We start from the raw sequence: 12692 nt of genomic DNA, 5'->3' as shown, positions 1-12692 counted from the left end.
CCCGGAACTTCTCTTCTCAAGAAGAGAAGCCGGGGAGGCGTTCCTACAACCTCGGATCGACCGGTTCGCTCTCCAACGCCAGCACGCCGAGGACGCACTCGTGGATACGCCGAAGTTCCTCGCCCTCCACGAAGCGCTGCAAGCCTTCGAGGCCGAGGGCGAATTCGCGCAGGGCGTTCGTTCGCTTGGCGCTCAGCGCGCGCGCTCGAAGGCGGTCCATGTTGGACGGCGCGGTGTACTCGGGCCCGTAGATGATGCGCAGGTACTCGCGCCCCCGCACCTTCAAGGCGGATTGTGACAGGCCGCGTCGGCCCCGGTGAACGAAATCGAGCGGCTTGACGACCATGCCCTCGCCACCACGTGACGTGAGGTCGAGCCACCACGAGACGCCCGCTGCCTCGCTGGCGTCGTCGCCGAGTTCGACGGTTTGCCGAGCGGTCGCGAGCAGCACTCCTTCGTCTTCCTGAGCGATCCGCGCGAGGATGTCGAGGTGCCACAAGTGCGTCTTGTCCGCGTGGACGACGCCGTGCGTAGCGAGAAGGTGAAAGCCCGCGAGCTTGAGATCCTCGACGGTCTCGACGCGTGAAACGTACGAGCGGTAGGCCTCGACGTACTGGCGCGCCATCAACTCGCGCGCCGTCGTTCGCTGCAACAATTCGGCGGCGTCCACGCCGCGCACCGCCGCTTCCTGCAGCAGCGCGACCGCGCGCTCGAGCGCGTGCGTGCTCGCCGCTCCCACCGCCGCGTACTGACCGCGAATGAGCTCGCGCGCCTTGAGCGACCAAGGCAAAAGTTCCGCGTCGATCACGGCGAAGTCCGTTCCGAACTCGTCCCAGAAGTTCGCCTTCGTCATGGCGGCCGCGAGGCGCTCCAACAAGGCCCCTTCCAAGGCAGGGTCGGTGAAGAAGCGCCGTCCCGTGCGGGTGTACACCGTCCCGAGTCCGCTCAAGCCGAAGCGCTTCGCGGCGCTCGCCTCGCTCCGCGTCACGAGGACGACGGCGCGCGAACCCATGTGCTTCTCTTCCAACACCAGGGTCGTCGCGCCTTCGCGTCGGTAATACTCGAACGCTTCACGCGGATGCTCCAAAAAGCCTTCCTCGCCGCTCGTCTCGGGCGGGCTCATCGTCGGCGGGAGGTACACGACGGCTCGCGGATCGAGGCCGAAGCGGCTCATGGTTTCCAACGCGGCGGCGCTTTCGCCTTCCTGAATCGTGACGCGTCCGCGCAGGCGCGTTTCCACGACGCGCTTTCCTAAGAAGTCCGCGATGTTCAAGATCTCTTCGTCGCGCCGTGATTCCAGCGGTCGCTTGCTCGGGACGTACTCACGCAAGGCGGGCACGGACACGAGTTCGAGCTCCGGGTAGCGCAGGGCCGTGAGGCGCCCGCCGAAAATGCAGCCCGTGTCGATGTCGATCGTGCCGTTGACCCAAGACGCCTCCAAGACGGGCGTGTGACCGTACACGACCTTCGCGTGGCCTCGGTAGTCCCGCGCCCAATCCATGCGCTGCGGCAAGCCCCACTCGTCCGTCTCGCCCGTCGTCTCGCCGAACAACGCGAACTCTCGCACGCGGGCGGACGCACGCCCCTGATACTTCTCCTTCATGCCCGCGTGCGCCACGACAACCTTGCCCTCGTCGAGAACGAGGTGGCTGACGAGCGAATCGATGAACGCGGCGACGTCACGGCGAAACTCCGGTGTCTCGCGCGCGAGTTGCTCCATCGACACCTCCAGGCCGTGCGCGATGTTCACCTTGCGGCCCTCGAGCGCGCGCTTGAGCTTGTCGTCGTGGTTGCCCGGCACGCACAATGCCGTGCCCGCCTTCACCATGCCCATCACGAGCTTCAGCACGCCGGGCGTGTCCGGTCCGCGGTCCACGAGATCTCCCACGAACACGAGCTTGCGTCCCGAGGGGGGCGTCACGCCGAGGTCGTCGTGTACGATGTATCCGAGCTCACCCATCAGCGTCTTGAGCTCGTCGAGGCAGCCGTGGACGTCGCCGATGAAATCGAACGGGCCGCGCTCGTGCCGCAAGTCGTTGAAGAGCCGTACGCGCGTGACCGTCGCCGCCTCGACCTCGTGCGCGCTTCTCAAAACGAACACTTGCCGAAAGCCTTCCTTTTGCAGCTTCGCCAGGCTTCTTCTCAGGTGGCCGACTTGCCGCGACAAGACGCTCGGCGCAAAGTCACGGTCCTTTCTCACCTCGTGACGTCGGCGCAACTCCTCTTCGGGCAAGTCGAGGACGATCGCGATCGGCAGCACGTCGTGATCCTTTGCCAACTTCACGAGGTTCGCGCGGTCGTGCGGCTGCACGTTCGTGGCGTCCAGAACCGTCAGCAGTCCTCTGGCGAGCCGTTTGCCCGCCACGAAGTACAAGGCGTCGAAGGCGTCGCCCGTCGCTTCGAGACTGTTCTCGTCGTTCGAGACGAGCGCGCGGAAGAAGTCGCTCGACAGCACCTCGCTCGGCAGGAAGTGCTTCGCCGCGAAGGACGACTTGCCCGACGACGACGCGCCGACGAGGGCGACGAGGGAAAGCTGGGGCAGTTCGATGTTCAAGTCGCCTCCTTGGCGTCCTCGGCCGATTTTCTCGTGAACACCGCCATCTGCGACGGTGGCCCGACCTCCTCGTCCTCGTCGCCGATCCCCGCGAAGCGGACGCTGTAGCGATGTCGCTCGGCGAGTCCTTCCGCCCAGGTACGAAATTGCGCGCGCGCCCACTCGAAACGGTGGTCCTCGTGGCGGAACTCTCCTGCCGCGAGCGTCTCGAAGCGCGCGTTGTACTCCTGATTCGGCGTCGTGACGACGATCGAGCGCGGTTTGGCCTCCACGAACACGGCGCGCTCCAAGGCCGCGAGGCGCGGCTCGTCGAGGTGCTCGATGACTTCCACGAGGGCGGCCGCGTCGAAGCCTCGCAACCGCTTGTCGCGGTACGTCAACGATCCTTGAATCAAGCGCACACGTGACCGCTTCGCCTCGGGCAGGCGGGCGAGCCGCTCGTCGGCCCGCCGAAGCGCGCGGCTGTCGACGTCCATCCCGAGAATCTCCGTGAACTGGGGATGGTCGAGCAACTTCACGATCAGCTTGCCCTCGCCGCATCCGAGATCGAGGACGCGCCGCCCACTGCTCGCGAGCAGTTCCTTCGTCACGGCGTCGAGACGACGGGCGTGCAGGCTCGGCTGCTTCGTGGCCGCTTCCGTGACCTCGGCGCCCCCGTCCTCGTCGACGTCTTCGTCCTCGCGCACTTCGAGGCGTTGCAGCGCCGCGCGTTGCAAATGCCTTTTGTAACGTAGAAAGCGCGACGTGATGAAGTCTCGCTCCGGATGCTCGTCCAGCCAGCCTTCCCCGTGGCGCAGCAGCTTGTCGATCTCCGTCTCGTCCACGAAGTAGTGCTTGGCGTCGTCGAGGACGGGCACGAGGACGTACAGGTGGGCGAGCAGGTCGCGCAAGCGTATCAGGGCGCCGAGGCTCACGTCCGCGTAGGGCGAGTTCCCCCACTCGGGAACCGTGTCGTCGAGCGGGAGCGGCGAGGCGTCCACGTTGTACCCGAGCGGCGAGAACAGCCGTCGAATCAAATCGGGGTCGCCGCGCGAGGGAAGCGCCGTGAGGCGGGCGCGCAGCGGGATCTTGGCGTCGGCGAGCGCTTGACGTTCCTTGCTGCGTCCGCTCAGGGCCGTGCCGAACACGTCGCGCAAGGCTACCGACAACAAGCTGGAGGGCACGTAAGGGCGGTCGTTGACGTACGGCTCCAGCGGCGTGCGGCCCGTCTTGGTGCGCCGCGACAAGGCGACGGGATCGACCTCCAGCAGCAGGGCCGCCGTGCACTTCTGCTCGGTCGCCTCGGGGTAGAAGACGTGCGCGGCGCCAAAGGCGAGGCTCGACGTGTGCAGACGCCCGGGGTGCTTGTGCAACAGAAAGCCGAGGTCGGTCGCGGGGTGATGCGTCGTGCTGATCGTCAACAGCATGGAGTCCTCGCAAGCGTCCTCACGGCCGGAACGGGTTCGTACCGGGTTGCGGCGTCACGAAGCCGGGCGGAATCGGGGCGCACCCGATCTCCTTGAGGTACTCCAGTGCGCGCGATCCCACGAACAGGGCGGGGAAGAGCGCCGCGACGGCCATGCCGACGCCGAACATTCCCCAGCCGCGCCGCCAGAGAAGCGCCGTGAGCCCGAGTCCGCCGGGTCCCAAAATCGTCGGAATGATGATCGCCAGGAAGGTGTGTCCTTTGCAGGGGTCGGTCAGCAGCAGGGTTCCGATGCCCGAGATCAGGAAGTACAGCGCCGTGCCGACGCCGTATCCGAGCAGGAACCTCGGCGCGCCGTACTGGAAGTTGCTGAGTTCGCTCGTCGTCATGACCGTGTTCTAACGCGCCTCGAGCGCCAATTCCACGAGCCGAGTGACCAATTCGGCGTACCCGAGTCCCGACGCTTCCCACAACTTGGGATACATGCTCGTCGTCGTGAAGCCCGGCATGGTGTTCACTTCGTTGAGGTACAACTCGCCCGTCGCCTCCACGTAGAAGAAGTCGACTCGGGCGAGCCCCGCGCAGTCGAGCGCCTTGAAGGCTGTCAGGGCGAGTTCGCGAATACGCTCGGAGACGGCGCGAGGTACGGGCGCGGGGATGTGCATCGTCGCCTCGCCCTCGGTGTACTTGGTGTGATAGTCGTAGAAGTCCGCGCCGAAGCGCAATTCGCCCACGACCGACGCGGTGGGCGCGTCGTTGCCGAGAACTCCGACTTCCAGTTCGCGCGGCTTTCCGCTCGTCATCGCCTCGAGAATCACTCGGCGATCAAGGCTGAACGCGAGGTCGAGCGCGGGCGTGAGTTCCTCTTCGGAGCGGGCCTTGCTGATGCCGACGCTCGATCCGAGATTGGCGGGCTTCACGAACAGCGGAAAGCCGAGTTCGCGTGCCTGCGCCACGACCGCTTCGGGCGTTTGACGCCACTCGCCGCGCAACACGAGACGATACGCGACTTGAGGTACGCCGTGCGCGGCGAGCACGCTCTTGGCCATCACCTTGTCCATCGACACGGCGCTTCCGAGGACGCCGCTGCCCACGAAAGGCAGGCCCGCGAGCGTCAGCAGACCTTGCACGGTCCCGTCCTCTCCCATGGGGCCGTGCAGGAGGGGAAAGACGACGTCGAAGTCGTTCGCGCGTTGGGCGCCGCTCAACACGAGGTCGCCGCCCGTCTCGGCGTGGCCCGCTTCCAACGCGAGGCGCGAGGCTCCGCTTTCCAACCAGCGTCCCTCTTTCGAGATCACGAGGGGGGTGACCTCGAAAACGTCTTGCGGGAGGGCTTTCAGAACGCTCCTCGCGCTGGACAAGCTCACTTCGTGTTCGCCCGACTGCCCGCCCGCGAGGAGGAGAATGCGCTTCTTCACGGCGCCCAGTGTAGAGCACGCGCGACTTGGAGTGCGGATGCAAGAATTTGCATGAGGTGAACGAGAAAAAGCTCCGCGTGCCCGAAGGTGGCTCTCATAAAACCGGGACTTCTTCGCCGTCTGCGAAGTTTGAACTCGGTTCAAAGGCGATTCATTGGCTCTCACACAAGCTAATTGCATTTCTTCTCACGACTTGTTATTGTTCGTCCAGCCAACACGCCGAAAAGCCGTTCGGTTGACAACGGTACAGGTCAGGTGACGTCCTGTACCAGGAGGAAACATGAAGAAATTTGGTTTGATCGTTTCGCTTGCCTTGCTGAGCACCGCTTTGGCGGCGACTCCCAAGGACACGCTCGTCTACCAAGGGTCGTCTGACATCCCGACGCTCGATCCCGTCATGACGTACGACACCGTGTCGGGCCGTATCGTCGAAAACCTCTACGAAACGCTGCTGACCTACAAGGGCAACAGCCTGACGGAACTCGAACCCCTTCTCGCCACGAGCTGGAAGGCGTCGAACGGCGGTAAGACGTACACCTTCAAGCTTCGCCAAGGAGTGAAGTTCCACAACGGTGACACCATGACCTGCGACGACGCCGAGTACAGCTTCGAGCGTGCGCTCTTGGTGAACAGCGCGGAATCGTGGACTTGGTTCCTCGTCGAGTCCCTGATTTCCGGTGACGTCACGTTCGCCAAGCTCAACAACGCTGTCGAGTGCAAGAACGGCGACCTCGTCTTCACGCTGCCCAAAGCCGACCCCGCGTTCCTTGCGAAGCTCGCCTTCACGGGCGCCGCGATCGTCGACAAGGAGTACTCCGCCAAAATCGGCGAGTGGGACGGCAAGGAAGCCAACTCGAAGCAGTGGGTCGGCAAGGACCTCAACGACTCCGCGCTCTCGAAGGCGCCGAACGGCACGGGCGCCTACCAACTCGTTCGTCGTGACGCGAACAACCTCCTCGCGCGCGCCTTCGCGGGCTACTGGGGCAAGAAGCCCGCTATCCAGAACGTGATCTTCCAAAAGGTGACCGAGCAGGCTTCGCGCTACGAAGCGATCAAGCGTGGTGACGCCGACGTCATCGAACCTGGTCCCCGCTCGACCTTGTCGCAACTCGACGCTCCCGGCATCAACATCATCGACGGCCTTCCCAACACCGGAGCGCGCGCGTTCTTCATGAACGAGAGCATCAAGGACGACACGCTTCTCGGCAGCGGCAAGCTGGACGGCAAGGGCATCCCGGCGAACTTCTTCAGCGACGTCAACGTGCGGCGCGCGTTCTCCTATGCCTTCGACTACGACCGCTACATCAAGGAAGTGCAACTCGGCAAGGGCGTGCAACGCACGATGCTCCTTCCCGACACCTTCCCCGGCTACGCGAAGGACGTCAAGACGTACGAGTACGATCCCAAGCAAGCGACAGCCTACTTCAAGCGCGCCTTCGGCGGCGAGCTGTGGAAGAACGGCTTCGTGCTGAAGATGAACTACCGCGCGGGCGCCGCGGCGTCGCAAACGGCCGCCGAGATGCTCAAGCGCAACATCGAAGCGATCAACCCGAAGTTCAAGGTCGAAGTCATCGCCAAGCAGTGGAGCACCCTGCTCAACGACTCCAAGTCGGGCAAGGAACCCATGGTGATCTTGCAATGGGCGCCCGACTACGCTGACCCGGACAACTTCATGTACGTCTTCTACTCCTCGAACGGGTACTACTTCCCCCGCTCGAACTTCAAGGACGCGAGCGTCGACAAGTGGCTCGACCAAGCTCGGGCCACCACGAGCGCTTCGAGGCGTAACAGCCTCTACAAGCAAGTCGCCAACCGTGCGTACCAACTCGCGCCGTACATCCTCATTCCGGCGGACGTGAGCTTCACGGTCGTGCGTGACGAGCTCAAGGGCGTGTCGAAGGGGGCCTACAACCCCATGGTGAACTTCGAGACGGGCACGCTGTGGAAGGATCTCAGCAAGTAAGCTGAGCACGCGATCGGGCGGGCCGACCTTCGGGACGGTCCGCCTTGCTGCGTGAAGGGCTGACTTCGCCAAGGGTGGGATTTGATATGACGACCTTCGTACTTCGTCGCCTCGTGCAACTTCCGTTCGTGCTGCTGGCGTTGACGCTCCTGATCGTCGGATTGCTGCAATTGCTGACGCCCGCCGAACGCGCGAGCGCCTACATCACCAACGAACAGCAGGCGCGCAACATCGACAGGATCATCGAGGAGCGCGGTCTGGACAAGCCGTACCTCGTGCAGTACGGCCGCTGGCTCTCCTCGGCCGTCAAAGGCGACCTCGGCTTCTCGAAAGCGTCGGCCAAGCCGGTGATCGACACGATTCGGGAGCGCCTGCCAGCCACGATCGAACTGTCGCTTTTCGCCGCCGTGCCGATCATCTTGTTCGGCGTGTGGCTCGGAACCCTCGCGGCCCTCAACAAGGACCGCTTCATAGATCAATTCATCCGCATCTTCGCGACGATCGGGTACAGTCTCCCCACTTTCGTGCTCGGAATCGTGTTGCTCGTCGTGTTCTACGGCTACCTCGGCTGGTTTCCGCAAGCCGGAAACGTCGGCTTGACGGCCCTGTTCGACCTCGCCGACCCGAATTTTCATCGTTACACGGGCCTGGTGACTGTCGACGCGCTTCTCAACGGACGCTGGAGCTTGCTGCTCGACGCGCTTCACCACCTCGTGCTGCCCGCCTTGACGCTCGTGATCGTGTCGAGCGCGGGGATCACCATGGTGATGCGCGCGAACCTGCTCGACGTCCTGTCGAGCGACTTCGTTCGCACCGCCCGCGCCAAAGGCTTGCCGCCCCGCTCCATCAACCTCAAGCACGCGCGTCGCAACGCCCTGCTGCCCATCGTCACGCTGGGTGGCTTCACCATCATCGGCCTCTTGAGCGGCTCGATCATCACCGAAACGATCTTCGGCTACCCCGGAATCGGTCAGTGGGCCGCCACGGCCGCCGCCCAATTCGACGTCGCGGGCATTCTCGGGTTTGCGCTGCTGGCCGCCGTGATCGTCGTGCTCATCAGCACCCTCAACGACTTGTTCTACGGCTTGGTCGATCCGCGCGTGAGGTTCGATTGATATGGCAATGACCACACTTCCCACGGCGCGGCAACCTCTAGAAGCGCGTGAATCTTGGTGGAATTCACGCCCGATGCGCAAGCTGCGGCGCAATCCCCTCGGAATGACGGGGTTCGTGTTCGTGGCGTTCTTCGCGCTCGTGGCGGTCTTCGCGCCCCTCATCGCGACGCCCCGCGAGAACTGCCTGCGTGACCTCAACCTCAGCACGTCGACTCAAGTGCGCAACCCCTTGGGCGGCGCCTTTTGGCAAGCCATCTTCATGCCGCCCCAGTCGTGCTACCAAATTCCTCGCCTCTCGTTCGACGACACGCCGACGCCGCCCGGCAAAACTGCCATTTTGGGAACGAGTCGTGGCTACGATATCTTCTACGGCCTCGTGTGGGGTACGCGGACGTCCCTCCGCTTCGCGGTGATCATCGTCGGAATCACGCTCGCGCTCGGGATTATGATCGGCGCGATTTCGGGGTATTACGGGGGTTGGGTCGACAACATCGTGCAGCGGTTCATCGACGTGATCTTCGCTTTCCCGGGCTTCGTGCTCCTCGTGGTCCTCATCACGATTCTCAAGCCCAGCGTTTCGACGATCGTGTTGGCGTTCAGTATCACCGGGTGGGCCGGATACGCGCGAATCGTACGAGGCGACATTTTGCGCACCCGCCAGCTCGAGTACGTCGACGCGGCGCGCAGCCTCGGCGCCCGTGACAGTCGAATGATCTTCAAGCATGTCGTACCGAACAGCCTGACGTCCGTCATCGCCACGGCCGTGCTCGACTTCGGAACGATTCCACTGTCGATCGCCGCGATTTCCTTCCTCGGCTTGGGCTTGCCCTTCGGATACGCCGATTGGGGTCAAGTCATGGCGTTCGCTCGCACGTGGATGCAAGGCCCGCCCAGCGCGCCTCTCGCTTACTGGTACGTCACGTTCTTCCCGGCCATCACGATCGTGCTCTTCAGCTTGGGCTGGAACTTGCTCGGCAGTGCCGCGCGTGACGCGTTCGATCCCCGTTCGCGCTGACCCTTCTCCCTGTCAGGCACGTCCACAAGAGGACGTGCCTTTCTCGTTTCTGAGTAATCTCGTAAGAAATACATCCTTTTTCTATCTTGCAGTTCCACAATAGAGGGACATGAATCGTCGTCTCTTCACGCTCGCCGCGACCGCTGCCGCGACCGTCTCCCTTTCGTTCGCCTCCGCCGCCTCGCCTGCTCAGCAACTGCTCGATGAAGTCGGTCAAGCATTGCAAAGCCGCTACGGCGGCCTCAGCACCGTGGATCTCAAGAATCTCGTGGGCGTCGCGCGTACGGACCTCGAGCAGGCCTGTGGCGACGCGGGTGAGGCTTGCAGCGTCGAAAAAGCCTACCCTGTCATTAACAAAGCCATCGAGAAGCTCGGCGACGAGCACACGTACTTCATGACGCCCGACGCCTTCGCCGACTTCCGAGCGCGCTCAAGCGGCGGTTCGCGGTTGCAATACGGAGTGAAGCTCGGCAACTTGCAAGGCTCGTCCGAGCAAGTCGTCACGGACGTCATCGCCGGAAGTCCGGCGGACATCGCCGGTCTCAAGCGCGGCGACCGCCTCGTCACGATCGACGGGACGCCGTATACGTACGACTTGCTGCGCGACAGCCGCACGAAAGGTTCGCCGATCCGTCTCGAAGCGAAGCGCGGAGACCAGAACGTCACCTTTACCATTCAGGCGAGCGTCACGAGCACCGTGGATTTGCCGAAGCTTTCCTTCGTCGGCAGCGTCGCCGTGCTTCGCATTTCGACTTTTCTGACGGGCAACGATCCTGTCACGGGCGCAAACGTCGGTCAGACCGTGCACAACTTGGTTCGCGAAGCGCAGCGTAAGAACGCCAGCGCCATCGTCGTGGACCTTCGTGACAACGGCGGCGGCTCGCTCGCCGAGTGCGACTACAGCGTGAGCGCGTTCGTGCCCACGTTCACGCGCGTCGCGCAGACCGCAGATGGAAGCGTGCCGACGACCGTGGCGCGCGGCGTGATTCGCACGGCGGGCCGCGCGCGCGGCGGAATCGACCAAGCGGCGTTGTGGACGGGACCGCTCGCCGTGCTCGTCAACAAGACGTCCGCGTCTTGCAGCGAGTTCTTCGCGCGTGAAATCCAGTATGCCAATCGTGGCGCCATCATCGGTGAAGTCACGGCGGGTGTGGGAAACACCGCGACCAACGTCATTCCTCTGTCGAACGGCGCGGCGATTTCGGTGACGACCCTGCACTACGCCAAGCCCGACGGCACTCCGTATCAGCAGCGCGTCACCCCCGACGTCGCAGCGACGGACGACTTCGAACTGCTCGCGCGTGGCACTGACGTCATGCTGCAAAAAGGCCTCGAACAACTGGGCGTCAGCGCGCTTCGCTAAGCGCATGATCGAGGGCGGACCGATCGTTCGGTCCGCCCTCTTCGCTTGCCTTCTTGGATGGCGTTTACTTCGCGTATTCGACGGCGCGGCTTTCTCGCACGACCGTCACCTGCACTTGGCCGGGGTATTCCATGTCCTGCTCGATACGGCCCGCGATTTCGCGCGCCAGCAACGTCGCTTGGGCGTCCGTGACCTTTTCGGGTTGCACGATGACGCGCACTTCGCGGCCTGCTTGCAGCGCGTACGCTTGCGACACGCCGGGAAACGATACGGCGATGTGCTCCAAGTTCTCCAAGCGCCGCACGTAGTTCTCCAATTCCTCGCGTCGAGCGCCGGGACGCGCGGCGCTGATGGCGTCGGCCGCCGCGACGAGGACGCTGTACAGCGTCTCTCCGTTCTCCGGGTCGTGGTGGTGCGCGATCGCGTCGATCACTTCGACGGGTTCGCCGAAGCGCTTGGCGAGGTTGATGCCGATGTCGACGTGCGTGCCCTCGATTTCACGGTCGATGCTCTTGCCGACATCGTGCATGAGGCCCGCGCGGCGCGCCATCGTCGCGTCGAGTCCGAGTTCCGCCGCGAGAATTCCGCTGAGGTGAGCGACTTGCACGGAGTGCTTCAAGACGTTTTGCCCGTACGACGTGCGGAAGTACATCCGGCCGAGCAACTGTAGCAAGCCCGGCTTCACGCCCATGACCCCAGCTTCGATCGCCGCCTCTTCGCCTTGCGCGTGAATGAAGACTTTCATGTCCTCCTGCGCCTTGTGCACCATTTCCTCGATGCGGCTGGGATGGATGCGGCCGTCGGCGACGAGGGCGTCGAGGACGTGCTTGGCGACTTCGCGCCGAATCGGATTGAACGACGACAAGATGACGGCTTCGGGCGTGTCGTCGATGATGAGGTCGACGCCCGTGAGGGCTTCGAACGCTCGGATGTTGCGGCCTTCTCGTCCGATGATTCGCCCTTTCATCGCGTCCGACGGAATCGGCACGACGGTGACGCTCATGGCGGCGCTGCGTTCGGACGCGGAGCGTTGAATGGCCTGCGCGATGATGCTTTGCGCCCTGGGGCGAGCTTCGGTGGTCGCCTTGTCGATGGCGTTCTTTACGCGAATCGCCTTTTCCTCCTCGAGCTCCACGTCGAGCTTCGAGAGGATGATGTCACGCGCCGCTTCGGGCGAAAGGCTCGCCACTTCGTACAGGCGCGTTTCGGCTTGGCGCATCTTCTCGGCGACGCTCCGCAGCTCTTCCTCGGCGCGGCGGTGGTCACGTTCCAACTTTTCTTCGAGGACGTCGAGCTTGCCGCTGCGGGCGTCGAGTTGCTCGGCGCGACGATTGAGGCGCTCGATCTCGCGCTTCAGCTCGTCGCGTTCACGGCGAGTCTCGGCACGCTCGGAGCGCAGGTTGTCGCGTTCGCGCTGCGTCTCGGCGAGCGCGAGGTCGCGTTCCGAAAGGGCTTGTCGTTCTCTGGCTTCGGCCTCCTGATAGAGTCGTGCGGCGTCTGAACGGACCCGCTCGGCTTCCTCGCGCATTCGCGTTGCTTCCGCGTGCGCAGCCGATCGGATTGCTTCGGCGTCGGCTTCCGCTTGGCGGCGCGCCGAGTCGTCGATCGCCGCGCGTTGGCGTGAGCCTTGTCCGTAAAAGTAGTACCCTCCGAGCGCCACACCTATCAGCAGTCCGAGCACCGCGTAAATGACGCTGCTCATGCGACTCCTTGATTCGGTGATGTTGTCTGAGCGGAGAAGACGGACGCACGAAAAAGCGTCTCTTCACCAGCAGCCCCACGAGGGCGGCCAAGAAGAGCGCCAGTTGCGCACCGTTCACACTCATGGCTCAGTTTAGCACCGAAGTTCTTCGGCGTCA

Annotated in this window: 9 protein-coding genes; 4 read left to right on the top strand and 5 right to left on the bottom strand. The window is 63.8% G+C overall.

What is annotated here, in order from left to right:
• Nucleotides 1-43 precede the first annotated feature (43 nt).
• The 4 genes from DES52_RS08120 to DES52_RS08105 are packed head-to-tail and all read right to left on the bottom strand — an operon-like array spanning nucleotide 44 to nucleotide 5377.
• Nucleotides 44-2554, bottom strand: a complete 2511-nt coding sequence (locus DES52_RS08120; RefSeq protein ID WP_110886294.1) for a polynucleotide kinase-phosphatase — start codon at nucleotides 2552-2554, stop codon at nucleotides 44-46.
• Nucleotides 2551-3960, bottom strand: coding sequence for a 3' terminal RNA ribose 2'-O-methyltransferase Hen1 (locus DES52_RS08115; RefSeq protein WP_110886293.1), 1410 nt, complete (start codon nucleotides 3958-3960; stop codon nucleotides 2551-2553). The genes DES52_RS08120 and DES52_RS08115 overlap by 4 nt, the downstream gene beginning before the upstream one ends.
• 19 nt (nucleotides 3961-3979) lie before the next feature.
• On the bottom strand, nucleotides 3980-4348 hold the full coding sequence (locus DES52_RS08110) for a hypothetical protein (protein WP_110886292.1): 369 nt from the start codon (nucleotides 4346-4348) through the stop codon (nucleotides 3980-3982).
• 9 nt (nucleotides 4349-4357) lie between these two features.
• Nucleotides 4358-5377, bottom strand: a complete 1020-nt coding sequence (locus DES52_RS08105) for a D-alanine--D-alanine ligase family protein (RefSeq protein WP_110886291.1) — start codon at nucleotides 5375-5377, stop codon at nucleotides 4358-4360.
• A 280-nt stretch (nucleotides 5378-5657) separates the two neighbouring features.
• Here DES52_RS08105 and DES52_RS08100 point away from each other — a divergent pair, with 280 nt between their 5' ends.
• The 4 genes from DES52_RS08100 to DES52_RS08085 all read left to right on the top strand — a co-directional run bounded on the left by DES52_RS08100 (nucleotide 5658) and on the right by DES52_RS08085 (nucleotide 10833).
• Complete coding sequence (locus DES52_RS08100) at nucleotides 5658-7340, top strand: ABC transporter substrate-binding protein (protein WP_110886290.1); 1683 nt, start codon at nucleotides 5658-5660, stop codon at nucleotides 7338-7340.
• 86 nt (nucleotides 7341-7426) lie between these two features.
• The gene (locus DES52_RS08095) at nucleotides 7427-8455 is read left to right on the top strand and encodes an ABC transporter permease (protein ID WP_110886289.1); all 1029 of its coding nucleotides are present in this window, start codon (nucleotides 7427-7429) and stop codon (nucleotides 8453-8455) included.
• A 7-nt stretch (nucleotides 8456-8462) separates the two neighbouring features.
• On the top strand, nucleotides 8463-9470 hold the full coding sequence (locus DES52_RS08090; RefSeq protein ID WP_245900818.1) for an ABC transporter permease: 1008 nt from the start codon (nucleotides 8463-8465) through the stop codon (nucleotides 9468-9470).
• Nucleotides 9471-9579: 109 nt separating this feature from the next.
• Entirely contained in the window at nucleotides 9580-10833 is a 1254-nt protein-coding gene (locus tag DES52_RS08085) for a S41 family peptidase (protein WP_110886287.1), read from the top strand.
• A 64-nt stretch (nucleotides 10834-10897) separates the two neighbouring features.
• Here the strand turns inward: DES52_RS08085 and rny are convergent, their stop codons facing one another.
• Complete coding sequence (gene rny, locus DES52_RS08080; RefSeq protein ID WP_110886286.1) at nucleotides 10898-12535, bottom strand: ribonuclease Y; 1638 nt, start codon at nucleotides 12533-12535, stop codon at nucleotides 10898-10900.
• Between the last annotated feature and the right edge of the window lie 157 nt (nucleotides 12536-12692).

Origin of the sequence: Deinococcus yavapaiensis KR-236, assembly GCF_003217515.1 — a bacterium.
Lineage (GTDB): Bacteria > Deinococcota > Deinococci > Deinococcales > Deinococcaceae > Deinococcus_A > Deinococcus_A yavapaiensis.
Note: the sequence above shows the minus strand (reverse complement) of the source record. Positions and strands in the feature narration are given on the sequence as shown.

Bases quoted from the DNA above. Each gene is read 5' to 3' on its own strand.
- DES52_RS08115 (WP_110886293.1), bottom strand. From the start codon at position 3,960: ATGCTGTTGACGATCAGCACGACGCATCACCCCGCGACCGACCTCGGC.
- DES52_RS08110 (WP_110886292.1), bottom strand. From the start codon at position 4,348: ATGACGACGAGCGAACTCAGCAACTTCCAGTACGGCGCGCCGAGGTTC.
- DES52_RS08100 (WP_110886290.1), top strand. From the start codon at position 5,658: ATGAAGAAATTTGGTTTGATCGTTTCGCTTGCCTTGCTGAGCACCGCT.
- DES52_RS08095 (WP_110886289.1), top strand. From the start codon at position 7,427: ATGACGACCTTCGTACTTCGTCGCCTCGTGCAACTTCCGTTCGTGCTG.
- DES52_RS08090 (WP_245900818.1), top strand. From the start codon at position 8,463: ATGACCACACTTCCCACGGCGCGGCAACCTCTAGAAGCGCGTGAATCT.
- DES52_RS08085 (WP_110886287.1), top strand. From the start codon at position 9,580: ATGAATCGTCGTCTCTTCACGCTCGCCGCGACCGCTGCCGCGACCGTC.
- rny (WP_110886286.1), bottom strand. From the start codon at position 12,535: ATGAGCAGCGTCATTTACGCGGTGCTCGGACTGCTGATAGGTGTGGCG.